The organism is Candidatus Avedoeria danica, assembly GCA_016703025.1.
GTDB classification, from domain to species: domain Bacteria; phylum Chloroflexota; class Anaerolineae; order Epilineales; family Epilineaceae; genus Avedoeria; species Avedoeria danica.
On the sequence record JADJCV010000004.1, the window covers coordinates 2,605,846 to 2,623,298 of the forward strand.

The window sequence follows — 17,453 nt, forward strand, 5'->3', positions numbered from 1 at the left end:
CCGCCAAACGCAGAAACGCAGATCGGGCCCTCTCTCCCGGGGGGGATGGAGAAGGCCCGACCTGCTGCACAAGGAGGTGTATTTCCGCTCGGTTGTGGCACAAGGATACGGTCGGTGGATGAGATCGGGATGAGGCGACGGGAATGGCTGGCTGAGCGCCGCTTGCTGCCCCTGGTACGATAATTGCTCCCCCACCCACTTCCCTCATCCCATCGCCATCCCAACGCCCCCATCCCGACGCCACCCCCGCCGTTATCCACCCCACGGAGGTGATCCCATGGCACCGTCCCCCCGCCCCGCCCCGCCGCGAACGCGCCGCCCGCACTTCTCCCTCCCCGTCGTCGCTGCCTTCGCCGCCCTGTCCACCCTCATCCTCCTCGCCCCACACCCAACGCGCACCCTCGCCGCCCCCCAATCCCCCGCCGCCCCCACCGGCGTCTGCACCACCACCACCACCATGACCGCCACCCCCCAACGCGTCCCCCTCGGCGACACGGTGGACGTCACGCTCAACGTCACCGGCACGTGCCCGCCCAGCGGCGGCGACGTCGCCCCCGCCGACATCGTCCTCCTCCTCGACCGCTCCGCCTCCATGCGGGACAACAACCTCTTCGCCCCGGCCGTCGAGGCCATCCGAACGTTCGTCCAGCTGACGGACTTCAGCGTCCATCAGGTGGCGGTGATCTCGTTCCTCACGCCGGCGCTCAGCCTCGAGTCACGGGTGGTGGTCCACCAGCCGCTGTCGGGCGATCAGGCCGCCGTCCTCGCGGCCGTCAACGCCATCCCGATCCCGCCCGTCTACACGATGTGGACGGACATCACGGCCGCCATCGACGGCGGGCAGGCCGAGCTCGTCTCGGCGCGCCACCGCCCCAACGCCAAGCCTGTCCTCGTCCTCGTCACGGACGGCGAGCACAACGCGGCCACCGCCGAGGAGCCCACCGAGGCCGCCGCCCGCGCCCGCGCCGCCGGCACGACGATCTTCACGATCGGCATCGGCGTCCAATCCACGGCGCGGATCCAGCTCGAGCAGATCGCCGGCGATCCGAGCCGCTACTTCGACTCGCCGACCGCCGATGACCTCCGCAACGCCTATCGGGCGATCGCCGGCAGCCTCAGCGCGCCCGGCGAGATCCGGGATCTGCAGGTCAGCGTCCTCATGCCCGCCGCCCTGTCCTACATCCCCGGCTCGGCCAGCCCGCCGCCCGCCACCGAGGGCAGCGCCTCCCTCCTTTGGCGGATCGACCGGCTCCCGCCCGGCGGCTGGACGGCGACGTACAAGCTGCGGGCCAACCAGCTCGGCCACCACGACGTCAGCAAGCTTGCTTATGTCGATTACCTGGATGCAGACGGCACCGTCGCCTCGCGCCCGTTCGACGTCCCGGCGGTCGACGTCGTCGCGCCCGGCACGCCTGCCCCGACCGCCGAGCCCACGCCGACGCGCGTCCCGCCGACGGCCGACGCCCGGATCCATGTCTACCTGCCCGTCGCCTACCGCAACCACTGCATCCCGAGCCGGCCGTTCGACGTCGTCCTGGCCATCGACACGTCGTCCAGCATGGCGGGCGAGAAGCTCGCGCGCAGCGTAGAGGCGGCGCGCGACTTCGTCGGCTACCTGTCCTTCCCGCCGTCGCGGGCGGCGATCGTGACGTTCAACAGCACAGCCGACGTCGTCAAGACATGGTCGGACGATCGGGCCTCCCTCCTGGCCGGCCTCGACCGCCTCACCTCCGGCGAGGGCACACGGATCGACCTCGCGCTCCGCAAGGCCCGCGTCCTCTTCGAGAGCCGCGAGGCGTCCGCGGACCGCGAGGCCGTCCTCATCCTCCTCACGGACGGCAAGCACGCCGGCTCGCCCGTCCAGGACGTCTATGACGCCGCCGCCGCGTTCCGCCGCGGCGAAGTCCAGGCGACGGTCTTCACGGTCTCGATCGGCGCCGACGCCGAGACCGCGCTCCTGGAGTACATCGCCGGCGACCCGACACGGCATTTCAACGCGCCGGCGCCGGCGGATCTCCTGCGGATCTACCGCGGGATCGCGGGGGCGCTGCCGTGTGATTGAGGCCGACCGCCGGCCCCGGATAGACCAGACCGTCCTCCCCATCCCGCGATGGGGAGGACAGGCGCGCCCAGTGACAGAGGACTAGCTCCCCGGCTCCACCCCCGCCGGCGCATCCGCATCCGCCACCCCGCCCCGACTGGACCACGACACCTCCGGCCCTTCATACGGCCGCCGGGATGGCGGCGTCGGCGGCACATCGCTGGACGGCGGCGGCGGCACGGCGGGTGTCGTGGCCCCGCCGGTCAGCAACGGATCCGGCACCGCGCCGCCCGTCGGCTGGCCGGTCGGCGGCGGGGTCGTCGGCGTCGACGGGGGGAACAGGGCCGGCGGGATCGGGGCGTCCGGCCGCGGGCCGGGCGACGGGATCGCCGGCACCGGCCCTGCCGGCATCGGCGGCGGGCTCTGTGGCCGCCCGCCGCCGGACGGGCCGTCGCCCGAGCCGTTCGGCGGCGGCATCATCGCCGCCGAATCGCCGGCGACGCCGGCGAACAGGCTGTAGAGAACGGGCACGACGACAAGCGTGAGGAGCGTGCTCGTCGTCAGGCCGCCGATCACGGTCGTCGCGAGCTCGCTGGCCAGCAGCGCACCCTCGGTGAAGCCGAGCGCCTGCGGGATGAGCGCGATCACGGTGGCGACGGCCGTCATCATGATCGGCCGGACGCGCGTCCGCCCGCCCTCGATGAGCGCGTCGTGGACGTTGTAGCCGCGCTTGCGCAACTGCTGGACGAAGTCGAGCAGCACGATCGCGTTCGTCACGACGATGCCGATGAGCATCAGCATCCCGATCAGGCTGGAGAGCGACAGCGCGCGTCCGGTGGCGGCGAGCGCGATGAACGCACCCGTCGCCGCGAACGGCAGGCTGAACAGGATGGCGAACGGCACGGACAGCGAGCCGAACTCCAGGACCATGATCAGGTAAACGATCAGGATCGAGATCGGCAGCGCCAGCAGGAGGTCGTTGAAGCTGTCCTGCTGTTCGCTCGAGCTGACGCCGCTGCCCACGCTGACGGGCGGCTCCTCGTCCTCGTTGTCGGGGTCGCCGAACAGGTCGTCGTGGTCATCGATCACGCGGTCGATGATCGCCATCGCGCTGGCCTGCACGCCAAACGTGTCCGTGTCCGTGATCTCACCGGAGATGAGCGCAGCGCGCTCGCCGTTCACGCGGGTGATCTCGACCGCGCCCGCTTGGAGCGTGACGTCGGCGATGTCGCCGAGCCGCACTTTGCCGCCGCCGGGGGCCTCGAGCATGTGGTTCTCGAGGGCCGCCTTGTCCGTGATCAGGTCGTCCGGGTAGACGGCCAGCACGTCGAGCTTCAACACGTCGTCCCCGTCCGCCACTTCGATCGCGCCGACGTCCTGGCCCTCGAAGATGTTCCGCAGCGCCAGCGCCACCTGGACCGTCGAGAGGCTCTCGGCTTGCGCCTTGGCCGGGTCGACCGCAACTGTCAGCGTCTGACGCGCCTCGGACAGGTTGTTCTTCAGGTTGATGATCGGCAGGCCGTCGACGTTGGTGCTGTCCTCGTCTTCATCGTCCGTGTCGACGTCGTAGCCTTCCTCGTCCCACTCGTCGGGATCCGTCAGGGCGGTCATGATCAGCGCCGTCGCGCGACGGACCTTGCGCTCGTCGTCGCCGCGAACCTGCAGGTCGTACACCCCGGCCGGCGGGCCGCCGCCGGAACCGACGCTGACCGCGTAGTCGAAGACCCGGTTCGCCTTGCCGTCCTCGATGTTGGCCGCGGCCAGGACGGTCCGCAGTTGCGCCATCTCGGCGTCGGCGGTGTCCTCGTCCGCGTCCTGAAGGCGCGCCTTGACCTCATCGATGTCGTTCAGGTCGTCCAGCTCGGAGCGCAGGCGGTCCGCGACGTCCGCGGGGTCCTCGCGGTCGCTCGACTCGAACCACGACAACATGGACGACGAATCTTCTTCCTCATCCTCGTCCTCGTCGTCGCTGTTGCCCGTCCCGTCCTCGCTCAGCGTGGCCAGGATGGACGCCTTGGCCGGGTCGCCGCCGCTGAACAGACCGAAGCCGGACGAGCCGGCGCCGATCGTCGTCTCGATATCGTCGATCGCGTCGTCGTCCTCCAGAATATCCTCGACGAGCTGCACGATCGAGTCCGTCGTCTCGAGCGATGCGCCGGTCGGCAGCGACACCGTCACGCCGATCGTCGGCTCGCCGAAGCCGCCGAGGAAGGTCTGCGGGATGTAGCGGATCAGGCCGAGGCTCATGGCGAAGATCGCCGTCGCGATCAGGAGGGTCACGAGGCGGTGGCCGAGCGCCCAGCGCAGGATCGGCGTGTACACCCGCTGGAGCGTCGTCTCGTGCTCGACGGGCAGCTTGTCGGCCGAGAGCCACCAGCTGGCAAGGAGCGGGATGACGGTCAGCGCCGTGATCAGGCTGGCGAGCAGGGCGTACGTCACGGTCTGCCCGAAGGGCAGGAAGAACTCGCGCGTCAGGCCGCCCACGAAGCCGAGCGGCAGGAAGACCGCCACCGTCACGAGCGTGGCAGCCGTGATCGCCGTGGCCACCTCACCCGCGCCCTGCAGGATCGCCTGCCGGCGCGGGACGCCGTGCTGCAGGTTGCGGTACGTGTTCTCGATGACGACGATCGCGTCGTCGACGACGCGCCCGATGGCGATCGTCAGCCCGGACAGCGTGAGCAAATTCAGCGACAGTCCCTGCACGCGCATGAGGACGAGGGCCGCCAACACGGACAGCGGGATGCTGACCGCGATGATCAACGTCGAGCGGATGCTCCGCAGGAACCACAGGATCACGAGGACGGCGAACAGGCCGCCGAGGATGCCCTCGTTCCGGACGCCGTTCAGCGACTCCGTGATGAACGACGCCTGCTCGAACACGAGGTTGACGTCGAGATCGCCGAGGTCGTCGTTGTCGTCCTGCAGCTCGTCGATCCGCGCCTTGACGTCGTTGACGACCTTGACGGTGTTCGTGCCCCGCTCCTTGTACACCAGCAGCCCGAGGCTGCCCTGGCCGTTCGAGCGGCTGATGCTGCTGGCGGCCTCGGGCTCGCGGACGACCTCGGCGATGTCGCCGAGCCGCACTTGGTCGCTCGCCCCGCCGTCCCCCGCCGCGTCGTCTTCGCCGCCCGGTGCAGGGGTGGCCGTCGCGGAGGCCATCGCGACGTAGACCAGATCGCCCGGCTCGATGCTCGTTGCCGGCTCGCCGTCGTCGTTCCGCACGGCCGCGGCGTCGACGCCCAGCCGGTCGGCAATGCGCTCCACGGTGTCGCCGGGCTTGACGACGACGACCTGGACCACGCCGCCTGATGCAGCGCCATCGTCGGCGCCGGCGGCCGAGTCGTCGCTCGCCTCGCCTTGTTGCAGCGCCGCGGCTTGGATGTCGGCCGGCAGCGCGGCCAGGACATCCGCCGGCAACGCCGCGGCCCCGCCGGGCGGCAGGCTGTCGAAGATCTGGGTTGCCGCGTCGCGGAGCACGTCAGGCGCCAGGAGCTCGAGCTGATCGATCAGCTCGGGCGTCAGATCGTCCGTCGTCTCGAGCGTCAGGTCGAACGGCAGGGACTCGGCGAGTTGTTGGACGGATTCGGGGATCGGGAACGGGCCTGTTGGTGGGACGGACGCGGCATCCGCATCGTCGCCGGCATTGGTGGTGCCCCCGGCGGCGGCCGAACCGCCGCCGGACGGCCCGTCGCTCGACGCCGTGCTCGAACCGCCACTCGGCGGCCCTGAAGGCGGCCCGCCGTTGCCGCCCGAGCCACCGCCGATGACGAGGTCCTCGAGCGCGGCGGTCGTCGTGATGCGATGGCTGACCTGAAGCGGCGTGAGCAGACCGTCCGTTTCGAGGCTGCCGGCCGGGAACGAGAGGTCGTTCGCCGCCAGCGCACCCTTCACGGCATCGATCGAAACGCCCTTCTCCGACATCGCGTCGGGGTCGAGCTTGAGGTAGATCTTGTCCTCACGCACCCCCGCCAGATCGACCCGGCTGACACCCGCAATGGCCTCGAGTTCGGGCACGAGATCATTCTGGACCAGCTGCTGCAGGTCGGCTTCGTCGATGTCCCCGGAAATGCTGCCCTGGATCGCCGGGATGTCGGCAAAGCTGAAGAGGATGATCTCGGGATCGTTCGCATCTTCCGGCAGATCGACGGTGGCCAGCTGATCCTCGATCTCGGACCGGATGTCATCCTGCTTCGTGCCGTACTCAGCCTGCAGCGTGATCGCCGCGAAGCTCTCGGACGCCGTCGCGGTCACGTCGAGGACGTCGATGTCCGTGATCGCGTCCAGCGCCGTCTCGATCGGCTTGATGACCGAGTTCGTCACCTCGTCCGCGGACGCGCCGGGATAGATGACGATAACGGTGGCCGTCGGCGGCTCGATGTCCGGGATCAGCTCGCGGCCAAGCCCGCGCGCCGCCCAGAGGCCGCCGCCGACGAGTGCCAGCATGAGCAGGATGGTGATGGACGGCCGGTCGAGGGCCCAACGGGTCAAACGTGTCATCGGTCGATCTCCCGGTGCTTCGTGGCAGGGATCGCCCGAGCGGGGAGAGGGTGGGGTTCTCCGCCGCAGCTCGGTCGGTCGAGCGCGGTCTTAACTAGATTGTAACCGGCCGTCATTGTACGGGCGATCCGGCTGACGTCAACCCCCAGCGCGATATCGGACCGCCGGAGGTTCCGCAACGGCCGGCCGAGAGGGCATCCGGGTCGGGCAGGGCGGGGTTGGAGCCCCGCCCCCTGCATCATCGCGGATCGCGTGATCGACGTCGGGTCGCGCCGATGCCACCGAGCAGGCCGAGCACGCTCGCGAGCGCGGCCAGCGTGCCCGGTCCGAAGAGATCTGCCAAACCGCCGTCGGGCATCGTCGCCGGCCCACCGGAGGTCGCCGCCGCCGCCGCCACGACGCCGTCCATCGCATCGCCGCCGGCTGCCGTCGTCGTCGACGCGTCGACCGCGGCCGTCGTCGTGATGCCCTCGGTGCCGGCCGCGGTCGTGGACGTCGTCGCCGTCGTCGCGCCGCCGGTCTGGCGACCGCCCTTGCTGGACGGGCGCATGGCCTCCGTCGTGGCGGACGTCGTCGTCACATCCGTGGTCGCCGTCATGGCTGCCGTTGCGGTCAGCGCCCCGGTGTCGTCGGCCGCCGTCGATGCCGTTACGGTGTCCGTCGCGGCAACCATGGGGTCGGCGGCGCCGGGCAGCGCGTTCGGCAGCGCGTTCGGCAGGGCCGCTTGGACGGCCGAGACGGCCTTGGCCAGCGCCTCGGCCAGCAGGCCGACCTCGGACGCATCGAGGCCGAAGCTCACGCCCGAGAGCGTCTCACCCGCCACGGGCAGCGCGTCGTAGCCCGGGACGTCGAGCCCATCGGCGGTGCCGAGGAGGACGGCCAGCGCCGACGTGTCGATCGCCACGTCATAGCTGCCGGCGCCGAGAGCGGTGAACTGGTAGAGGCCACGGCTGTCCGTGGCCGCCGTGTCGACGCCCTCCGGACCGAGCAGACGGATCGGCACACCGGCCACCGCCGACTCGCTCGGGCTGAACGCGCCGTCGCCGTCGGCATCGAAGTAGACGTAGCCCTGGATCGCGCCGCCGGCACCGGCCGTCGACGTGTCGGTGGCGGCCGACTGGCCCTTCTGGGCGTGGACCGCCGCCGGCGTGGCGACGGCAGCGAGGGCGAGAGCCGCGATGAGCGCGGCGCGGGTGGCGCAGCGGGTGCGCAAGTCAATGTGGACCGCAAGCGGATGCATCAGACGCTCCTCGTCGTACACGGTGCCACCGACAACAGGATGTCGGCGGCGAGACGGAACGCCAGCGGCTGGGGTGGGGTCCCCGGGTGAGCGGCGACGGCTCGGCTTCAGGTGCGCGGGGCGACCTTGAGGCCGAGCAGGTCCAGGTTGGCCGAGGGAACCGTCGCGGGCGCACCCGTCAGCGGGTCCGTGCCGGCCACGGTCTTCGGGAAGGCGATGACCTCGCGGATCGACGACTCGCCGGCCAGGATCATGACCGTCCGATCGAAACCCCAGGCGATCCCGCCGTGCGGCGGCGCGCCGTACTGGAAGGCGTCGAGCAGATGGCCGAACTCGGTCCTTGCCTGCGCCTCGTCGATGCCGAGGAGCGCGAACACCTGTTGCTGCACCGCTGAATCATGGATCCGAATCGATCCGCCGGCCACTTCGACGCCGTTGAGCACCGCGTCATAGGCCATTGCGCGGACCGCACCCGGGTCGCTGGCCAGGCGCGTGACGTCATCGGGATGGGGGGCGGTGAAGGGATGGTGGACGGAATCCCATCGCTGCTCGTCGTCGTTCCACTCGAACAGCGGCGGGGCGACGAGCCAGAGGAAGGCCAGCTCGTTGGGATCGATCAAGCCGAGCGATTCGCCGAGATGGAGCCGCAGCCGCCCGAGGCTGTCCTCGGCCACCTTGCGCGCGGCGGCGACGATGAACACGGTGTGGCCGTCGGCGGCGCCGAGCCGCTCGCGCAGCGCCGGCTCGGCGTCGGCCACCCACTTGGCCACCGAGCCGCGCGTTTCGCCGTTCTCGAACGCCACCCACGCCAGTCCGCCCGCGCCGAACGCCTTGACGATCTCCTCGAGCTCACCGACTTCCTTGCGGCTGAAGAGACGCGGAACGCAAATCGCTTTGATCGCGCCGCCGGAATCGACGGTCGAACGGAATACGGCGAATTCGCTCGTGGCGAACAGATCGCCCAAGTCCTCCATCGTCATCCCGAAACGGAGGTCCGGCTTGTCGTTGCCGTACCGGCGCATCGCCTCGGCGTACGTCATGCGCGGGAAGGGCACCTGGCGGATCGGCCGATCGGGCACGACCGTCCGGCAGAGATCGATGAACAGCTGCTCGTTCAGCGCCATGACGTCATCTTCGTCCACGAAGCTCATCTCGACGTCGACCTGGGTGAACTCGAACTGACGGTCGGCACGCAGGTCCTCGTCGCGGAAGCAGCGGGCGATCTGGTAGTAGCGGTCCATGCCGGCCACCATGAGGAGCTGCTTCATCTGCTGCGGGCTCTGCGGCAGCGCGTAGAACGTGCCCGGGTTCAGCCGGCTGGGCACGAGAAAGTCGCGCGCGCCCTCTGGTGTGCTGCGGGTCAGGATCGGGGTCTCGATCTCGATGAAGCCGTGCTCGTTCAGCGCATGGCGGACGAAGGCCGTGACGCGGTGGCGGAGGTCCATGTTCCGTGCCATGCGCTCGCGCCGCAGATCGAGGTAGCGATAGCGAAGGCGCTGCGCCTCGTCCAGGTTGAGGTCGCGGGCGATCTCGAACGGCGGCACCTTGGACGCGTTCACGACGCGCACTGCAGCCGCACGCACCTCGATCTCACCCGTCGGCAGGTCCGGGTTCCGCTCGAACCGCGCCGCGACGTCCCCTTCGACCTGGACGACCCACTCGTTGCCGATCTCGGCCGCCTGCGCGTACGCGTCGGGCGCCGCCGCCTGATCGCACACCACTTGGGTCAGACCATGCCGATCGCGTACGTCCACGAAGATCAGCCCGCCATGCTCGCGCCGCCGGTGGACCCAGCCGGCCAGCATCACCGTCTGGCCGACGTGCTCGCGGCGCAACTGGCCGCAGGTGTGGGTGCGATAAGCGGTTTGCATCGGAGGGGTGCCCCTGCATGGGAACATCGACCATGGGAACGTCGACGCTGTCACGAGGCCGGACATGGTGATCGGCCCGGAAAAGCACCGCGGGGGCCCACAAGGAGCCCCCACGGTTCGGTGGCATCCACCGAAGGATCGCTAGGCGATCGCCTCGGTGGTGCCGTTCTGACGCGCACTATTATCCATTCGACACCACCTCCCTTCCTTATAGGATTGCGGATGAATCCGGATGAAAGGAACACAGGAACCGAAACCTGCGCGCGTCCAGGAGGTGGGTGCCGGCAAGTATGGCAGACGCGCGGCGGATGGGTCAAGCTTCGCCTTGTCGTTTTCGTCGCACTGTGCCCGGCGGTATACTCGTCCTCCCTGAGCGCGCCCCGACCCCGTCGTCGGTCCGCCCGACGCGCCTGAGGCCCGATTCAACAGCCTGTCAGTGGAGGACGTGAGAGATGCGCAGCCCTTGCACCCACCGCACGCGCGCCGCCGGCCTGCTCGTCTTGGCCCTCGGCTTGGCCGCGTGCTCGAGCCCGACGCCCAACCGCCCCCAGGACGCCGCCCCGGGCGGCGAGAGCGGGGGCGGATCCGCCGAGACGCCGGCCGCACCGTCATCGAGCGGCAGCTTCCGCACGGACCCGATCAGCGGCGGCCCCGAGGTCTGGGACGAACTGTACGGCACCGCGCCGCCCGATGAGGGCTACCCGCCGAAGCGCTTCGAGGCGCCGACCCAGGAATCGCCCTATCCGGGGCCGGACGGCGACCCGGGCGACGCGGACGAGGGAGCGTCCGGCACGGCAGCAGCAACGGCCGAAGGCGCCCCGCCTGTGGGCTCCGCCACCCCAACGGCCACACCCACGAAGTCGGGGGGGTGACCGCGGAAGAGGACGTCCGCGGCGGCACCGCCGCGGACGCCGGTGACGTTGCCGGTGCCGCCGCGCCGGCCGCGCCATCGGTGACCACGGACGACTGTGAGGAGCGGCTCCGCGCGGACGGCCTGGACGCCCCCGGCTTCCAGCGCGCGGTGTTGGACGGCCTGCGCGCCGTCGATGGCCTGACCATCGCCGACGTCCGCCCGTTCGTCGTTCGATTGCGCTACGGCGAACAGCCGTACGTCATCCAGCTCGATGCCGTGTTCAAGCGCTATCGGCACGGTGAACTCGATGTCGGCGATGCGGTCGAGGAGTTGAAGGCCGCCCTCGGCGTGCCGGGCGCCGCGATCGATGCCGCCGGCCCGTACCCGCGGCTGGCTCGGTACGGCGCCGTCCCAGCCGGCGCGTACAACGTGCCTTGCCCGTTCGACCCCGACCTTGCCGTCTTCTTCGTCCGCGTCCTGCCGAACGGCCATATCCCGCTCGCGCCGAGCGATGTCGCACGCGACTGGCACGGCGACGGCACGTCGCTCATGGCGGCCGCGCTTGGCCAGCTTGCCGAACGGACACAAGGCATTCCAGCCGACGGTTTCGGCGAAGGCGATCAGGTCGTCCTGGCCTGGCACACCGGCGACGGCCTCGATGCCGCGCCGGCCCTACTGGATGACCTCCTCGACGCGCTGTCCGAGTGGGTGCCGGGCACGCTGCACATCGGTGTGCCGTCGCGCGACGTGCTCCTGGCGTGCGGCGACGCCGATGCGACGCACCTGGCGACCGTGGCCGACGACGTGCGCGCGACGTTCGAGCAGGCGGGGGACGAGGCGGTCAGCGGGCGAATGTATCGGTGGGCGGGGGGGCGACTGGTCGTTGCGGTGTGATCGGCCGTGCTCCGCCGATGAGATCTGACGATCAGCGCCGGGACATGCGGCTCAGTCCGTGAAACAGGTGGCCGAACCACACCGCGCCGTCGCCCACGCCGATCGAGACGACGTTCACGTCCCCAAGGCCGTCCGCGAGGCCCCAGACGTCGAGCGCGCCGTCGGAACGGCGGCGTGCGGCACCGTCCGATGTCCCGATCCAAAGATCGCCGCCGGGGCCGATCTCGAGCGTCTCGACCCCGCTGTCCGGCAGTCCGTCCTCGGCCCCGAGCGACGACCACTCGCCAGCGGGACTGCGCCGGCTGATCCCACCCTGGCCCCCGACGAAGATCTCGCCGTCGGCCGCCACCACGATGCTCGATGTCCAGTCGTCCAATAGGCCATCGCCCGCCGTGAACGTCGTCCACGTGCCGTCGCCGGCGCGCCGGCTGACGCCGCCGCCGAGCGTGTCGCCGAACTCGTCGGTTTCGGGCTCGGTTGCCGCCCACAACACCCCGCCCGGCCCGAGCGCGACGTCGCGGACGCGGTTGGACGCGAGGCCGTCCCGGCGCGTCCAGTGCTCCCAGGTGTCGTCCGATCCGAGCCGGGCCACACCGCCGCCGGTGGGCGCCGATCCGTCGACCGGCTCGGTCTGCGTGAGCCCAAGCCAGACGCTGCCCTCGGCGTCGACCTGCAGCGCATCGATCACGCCGTCCGGCAGCCCTTCCGTCGCGGACCACATGCGCCACACGCCGTTTCGCGCGCGCCGCGCCAGACCGATCGGGCTGCCGAACCAGACGTTGCCGAGGGCGTCGGTCGCCGCCGCGCCGACATCGAGCAGGTGCAGGCCGGCGAACGCGCTCCGGCGCGCCCCGTCCGCGGCCTGCCAGATGATGTGCCGGGGCGCACCAAAGACGATCCCGCCCGCGGGGTTGCGGGCGATCCCGCCGACGTGGATCGGCGTCGCCGCGGCACCAAGTGTGGTCGGGACGGTCCGCCAGTCCCCACCCGGAGGGCGGTGCACGACAAGTCGTGGCCGCTCGTTCGGGTCACCGTCGCTCGGTGCGGCGACGCTCGCCCATACCCCGCCGTCCGCGGCGACGGCCACGTCGATGACCTGGCCCGCCGGCAGCCCGTCGGCGGCGACGGCGCTCGACCATCGGCCCGCGGCGTCCATGTGGCTGAGGCCGGCCTCGGTGGCGAACCACGTGCCCCCGTCGCGGTCGAAGTCGATGCCCGTGATCCACTCGTTCGTCAGGAGACCGTCGTCAACGGTGTACTGCGTCCAGATGTCGTGATCGAGCATCGCGACGCCGCCACCATCGTACTGGCCGGTCAGCTGGTTGAACAGCCCGGTCGTCCCGACCCAGACGCGGCCCTTGGCATCGGCGGCGATGCTCGTCACGAGGTTGGAGGGCAGGTCGTCGGACGCGCTGTAATGGCCCGTTGTGCGGCCGTCGCGGTCGAGGCGATAGAGGCCGCTGGTCGAGCCGAGCCAGACCGCACCGGCGGCGTCGATCTCGATGGCCATGAAATCCGAGATCGGCGCGCCGGTGAGCGGATGGGTGACGAGACGGGACCGCCACGCCCCGTCGGCGCCCAGCCAGGCGACGTTCGCGTCCGTGACCATCCCCGGTCCTGAGGCAATCCAAGGTCGGCCGTCGGGGTCGAGGGCCACGCTTGCGACGTAGGAGAACGGCAACCGTGCTTCGAGGTGGTGCAGCCTCTGCGCGCCGGACGGGGCGATCTCGATCAGCCCGAAGCCCGTCGCCAGCCAGACGCGGCCGTCGGACGCGACGTCCATGTCGTAGAAGAACGTCTGGGAGTCATCCGCCGTCGCTGTGAGACCGTGCCACTCGCCGTCGCCGTCGCGATTCGCGACGCCGCTGGCCGTGCCGAACCAGACGCCGTCTTCGCCGAGCGCGATGGCCTTCACTTGGGCGTCGGGTACGACATCGGGCGTCAGCCGCTCGCTCCATACGCCGTTGGACGCGCGATGCGCGAGCGTGGTCTCGGCGCCGACCCAGAGCTCGCCGTCCGCCGTCGCGGCCACCGCCGTGGCGCCGAACACCTCGTCGTCGCGGCTGTACACCGCCTCGCTCGCGCCGCGCGGCAGATGGAGGAGGTTGTTGCCGGCAGCGAGCCATACGTCGCCGGCAGGCGCCACGGTCACCGCGGCGACCCGCTCGATCGGGCCACGGCCATCCTCACCGCGTGCCTGGCGGACGACGGTCCATCCGCCGACCGCGTCGCGGCGTGCGAGTCCGTTCTGCATCCCGACCCAGATTCCGCCCGTGCCGTCCGCCGCCAAGCTGAGGACGTCGGCATCCGGCAGGCCGTCGGCGAGGCCGAACACGCGCCAACCGCCGTCCGGCGCACGCCGGACGAGCCCGGCACCGTCGGCGCCGAACCATAGGTTGCCGGCCGCGTCGCGCAGCGCGCAGGTGATCGGCTGATCGATGAGCACCGCCGGCGTGTGCACGACGTCGAACGTGCCGTCGGCCGCCCGCTGAACCAGCCCGCTCCGCGTTCCGAACCACGTCCCCCCCGCCCCATCGGCGACGATCGCGGTCACCTCGAGGCCGTACAGCATCGCCGCGTCGCGCAGCGCCTGCCAGCGGCGGCCCCCATCGTCGGACAGGCTGACACCAAGGTCGTGCCCCACCCAGACGCGGCCAAGCGGGTCGACGTGGACGGCCGTGATCTCGTTGCTCAGCAGACCCTCGGCCACGGTGAACTTCTGCGGGGTGGCGGAGCGCAGGTCCCACGTCACCAGCCCCGACGTCGTCCCGACCCACATGCGCTGTCCGGCGGCGTCCATGTACAGCGATGTGACGTGCCGGCTCAGGGTGAAGTTGGACCACTCCGAGGCGCCGGGAACCGGTGATCGGGGCGTTGCGGTCGGGCGCGGCGCCGCGGCCGTCGGCGCACCCGCTTCCACCGGAGGAACGAGATCGTTGCGGGCGTAGAAGCCGACCAGCGGGAGGTAGGCCCGCCCCTGGTCCGCCGCAGAGCGCGCCGAGCCCTCGACGGCGGCCTGCAGATCACGTGCGGCTGAGCCACACAGCACGAGCGCGGAAGACACGAACAGCACGGTGATTCGTCGTGACATCGTGAGCACGGTGGCCTCCCTGGCGATGATGAGATGCAAGGTTGTGAGAAGCGAACATGCTGCGGGTTAGCGCACCCCCACCCCCGTCAGATCCTCCCGCATGTGGCAGCTCTTGTACTTCCGCCCGCTGCCGCACCAGCACGGGTCGTTGCGACCGACCTTGGGCTGGGCGCGGACCGGGCCGCCGGGGGCGCCGGCGGTTGCGGCGGCCTGGGCGCGGGCGAAGAGCGAGTCCCGCGGCGCGGCCACCTGCCCGCCGACACGGCCGCGCTGCGCCGCCGACGACCCGTTGGCACCGTCCGTCGCGCGGCCGTCGCCGTCGGGCGCGGGGCGGGGCGGGGCGGGGCGGGGCGCCTCGGCCGGCTCGGCCAGGAAGACGCCGCGGACGATGTTCTCGCGGATGATCGTGAGCAGGGACTGGAACATTGCGAAGCCGTCGCGCTTGAAGGCCACCAGCGGCTTCTCCTGGCCGACGCCGCGCAGGCCGATGCCGGTGCGCAGCTCGTCGAGCGCCGTCAGGTGATGGATCCAGGCGTTGTCGATCGTCCGAAGCAATACGTGGCGCTCGAGCTGGTGCATGAGGTCGGGCCCGAGGCGGGCGGTCTTGGCGTCGTACAGTTCCTCCGCCAGCGCCAGCAAGTGGTTGCGGATGGCGTCGGGCGACCAGGAGCGCCAGTCCTCGTGGTGCTCGTCGTCCGGGATCGGGAAGATCGAGCGGACGACGGTGTGCAGGCCGGCAAGGTCCCATTCGTCCCGCTCGCCGGCGGTGTAGAGATCGACGAGCGCGGCGACCTCCTCCTCGAGCATCGTCCAGAAGATCGGACGGTATTCTTCGCGCCTCAGGATCTCGGCGCGCTGGCCGTAGATGAGCTTGCGCTGCTCGTTGATCACCTCGTCATACTCGAGGAGGTGCTTGCGGACGTCGAAGTTGTAGCCCTCGACCTTCACCTGCGCGCCCTCGATCTGGCGGCTGACGAGGGTGCTCTCGATCTCCTGGCTCTCGTCGACCCCGAAGCGCTCCATCAGGCGCTTCACCCGGTCGCCGCCGAAGCGGAGCATCAGGTCGTCTTCCATGGCCACGAAGAAGCGGCTCTCGCCCGGATCGCCCTGGCGACCCGCCCGCCCGCGCAGCTGGTTGTCGATCCGCCGCGCCTCGTGCCGCTCGGTGCCGAGGACGAAGAGCCCGCCGAGCGCGATCACCTCATCGCGCTCGCGCGCGCAGCGATGCCAGGCGTCCGAGAGCGTCTTGGCCCACTCCGTCGGGAAGCGCTCGGTGGGGTCCCCGCCGGAGCGGAGGATGCTGACGGCCTCGTCCCAGTCCAGCGCCGAGAGCGTCGTGAGATCGGCGCCGCGCTTGCGGAGGTCGGCGCGGGCGGTGCCTTCGGCGTTGCCGCCGAGCAGGATGTCGACGCCGCGGCCGGCCATGTTCGTGGCGATCGTGACGGCGTTCTTGTGCCCCGCCTGCGCGATGATCTCGGCCTCGCGCTCATGGTTCTTGGCGTTCAGGACCTCGTGCGGGACCTTGCGCTTCTCGAGCAGCTGGGAGAGGCGCTCGCTCGTCTCGACGGCCACGGTGCCGACCAGGATCGGCTGCCCCGTGGCGTGGCGCTCCACGATCTCCTCGACGACGGCCTTCCACTTGGCGCCGACCGCGGTGTAGACGAGGTCCGGGCGGTCGATGCGCTTGATGTCGCGGTGGGTCGGGATGATCGTGACGTCCAGGTCGTAGATCCGCTGGAGCTCCTCGCGCTCCGTCCAGGCCGTACCGGTCATGCCCGAGAGCTTGTCGTACATCCGGAAGTAGTTCTGGAACGTGATCGTCGCCAACGTGACGCTCTCGCGCTGGACGCGCACGCCCTCCTTGGCCTCGATCGCCTGATGCAGGCCTTCGGAAAAGCGCCGGCCGTGCATGAGCCGCCCGGTGAACTCGTCGACGATGACGACCTCGCCGTCGTCCGTGACGATGTACTCCTTGTCGCGCTCGTACATGACCCGCGCCTTCAGCGCGTTCTCGAAATAGGGCGTGAGCTGGTAGTGCTCCGGGCTGTAGAGGTTGTCGATCCCGAGGGAGCGCTCGAGCTTCTCGATGCCGTCGTCCGTCGGGGTGACGACCTTCAGCTTGATGTCGACCGTGAAGTCCTCGTCGGGCGTCATCCGGCTGACGAGGTCGGCGAAGCGGACGTACCAGTCCGTGGCCTCCTCGGCCGGGCCCGAGATGATGAGCGGGGTGCGCGCCTCGTCGATGAGGATGTTGTCGACCTCGTCGACGATCGCGAAGTAGAGGTCGCGCTGGACGCGCTGGCTGAGGTCCCAGACCATGTTGTCGCGGAGGTAGTCGAACCCGAACTCGTTGTTCGTGCCGTACGTGATGTCGGCCGCGTACGCGTCGCGGCGGTGGACGGGCCGGAGGTGCTGGTAGCGGTCGTCGGCGGCCTGGAAGTCCGGGTCGTAGAGGAACGACGACATCTCCGGGTTGTGGCCCATGTTCTGGATGACGCCGGCCGACAGGCCGAGGGCGTGGTAGATCGGACCCATCCACTGGACGCCGTGCTTGGAGAGGTAGTCGTTGGGCGTGATCAGGTGGACGCCGCGGCCGGTGAGCGCGTTCAGATACAGCGGCAGCGTGCCGACGAGCGTCTTGCCTTCCCCGGTGCGCATCTCCGCCACCCCACCCTGGTGCAGCACCGTGCCGCCGATGATCTGGACGTCGAAGTGCCGCATGCCGAGCGTCCGCTTCGAGGCCTCGCGCACCGCGGCAAACGCCTCGGGCAGCAGATCGTCCAAGTCCTCGCCGTCCGCCAGGCGCGCCTTGAACTCGGCGGTCTTCATGCGCAACTCGTCGTCCGACAGCTGAACGTACTCAGGCTCGAGCGCGTTCACCGCCCGGACGATTGGCTGGATGCGCTTGACCGTCTTGGCATTCGGATCGCCGACGATCTTGGTCACGAGGGATTGGATCATGTGGG

8 protein-coding genes are annotated in these 17,453 nt (G+C 70.4%); 3 read left to right on the forward strand and 5 right to left on the reverse strand.

Translation table 11 applies throughout. The annotated features are described in order from the left end of the window. Positions 1-277 precede the first annotated feature (277 nt). On the forward strand, positions 278-2,062 hold the full coding sequence (locus IPG72_13345; GenBank protein ID MBK6769968.1) for a VWA domain-containing protein: 1,785 nt from the start codon (positions 278-280) through the stop codon (positions 2,060-2,062). Between the two features lie 81 nt (positions 2,063-2,143). On the opposite strand, the gene IPG72_13350 is transcribed toward IPG72_13345, so the two are convergent. From IPG72_13350 to aspS, 3 genes are all read right to left on the reverse strand, one after another. Further along, a complete protein-coding gene (locus IPG72_13350) occupies positions 2,144-6,538 on the reverse strand; it encodes an efflux RND transporter permease subunit (GenBank protein ID MBK6769969.1) in 4,395 nt (1,464 codons plus the stop codon). Positions 6,539-6,776: 238 nt separating this feature from the next. Continuing rightward, complete coding sequence (locus IPG72_13355; GenBank protein ID MBK6769970.1) at positions 6,777-7,778, reverse strand: hypothetical protein; 1,002 nt, start codon at positions 7,776-7,778, stop codon at positions 6,777-6,779. Positions 7,779-7,885: 107 nt separating this feature from the next. Next, positions 7,886-9,649: an aspartate--tRNA ligase gene (aspS, locus tag IPG72_13360; protein ID MBK6769971.1), complete on the reverse strand. Its 1,764-nt coding sequence runs from the start codon at positions 9,647-9,649 to the stop codon at positions 7,886-7,888. Positions 9,650-10,101: 452 nt separating this feature from the next. Here aspS and IPG72_13365 point away from each other — a divergent pair, with 452 nt between their 5' ends. Together IPG72_13365 and IPG72_13370 are read left to right on the forward strand one after the other, a co-directional pair. Next, the gene (locus IPG72_13365) at positions 10,102-10,521 is read left to right on the forward strand and encodes a hypothetical protein (protein ID MBK6769972.1); all 420 of its coding nucleotides are present in this window, start codon (positions 10,102-10,104) and stop codon (positions 10,519-10,521) included. Next, positions 10,518-11,396, forward strand: a complete 879-nt coding sequence (locus IPG72_13370) for a hypothetical protein (GenBank protein ID MBK6769973.1) — start codon at positions 10,518-10,520, stop codon at positions 11,394-11,396. The genes IPG72_13365 and IPG72_13370 overlap by 4 nt, the downstream gene beginning before the upstream one ends. A 31-nt stretch (positions 11,397-11,427) precedes the next feature. On the opposite strand, the gene IPG72_13375 is transcribed toward IPG72_13370, so the two are convergent. Together IPG72_13375 and secA are read right to left on the reverse strand one after the other, a co-directional pair. Next, complete coding sequence (locus tag IPG72_13375; GenBank protein ID MBK6769974.1) at positions 11,428-14,487, reverse strand: hypothetical protein; 3,060 nt, start codon at positions 14,485-14,487, stop codon at positions 11,428-11,430. Positions 14,488-14,553: 66 nt separating this feature from the next. Then, on the reverse strand, positions 14,554-17,448 hold the full coding sequence (secA, locus tag IPG72_13380) for a preprotein translocase subunit SecA (protein MBK6769975.1): 2,895 nt from the start codon (positions 17,446-17,448) through the stop codon (positions 14,554-14,556). Positions 17,449-17,453 lie beyond the last annotated feature (5 nt).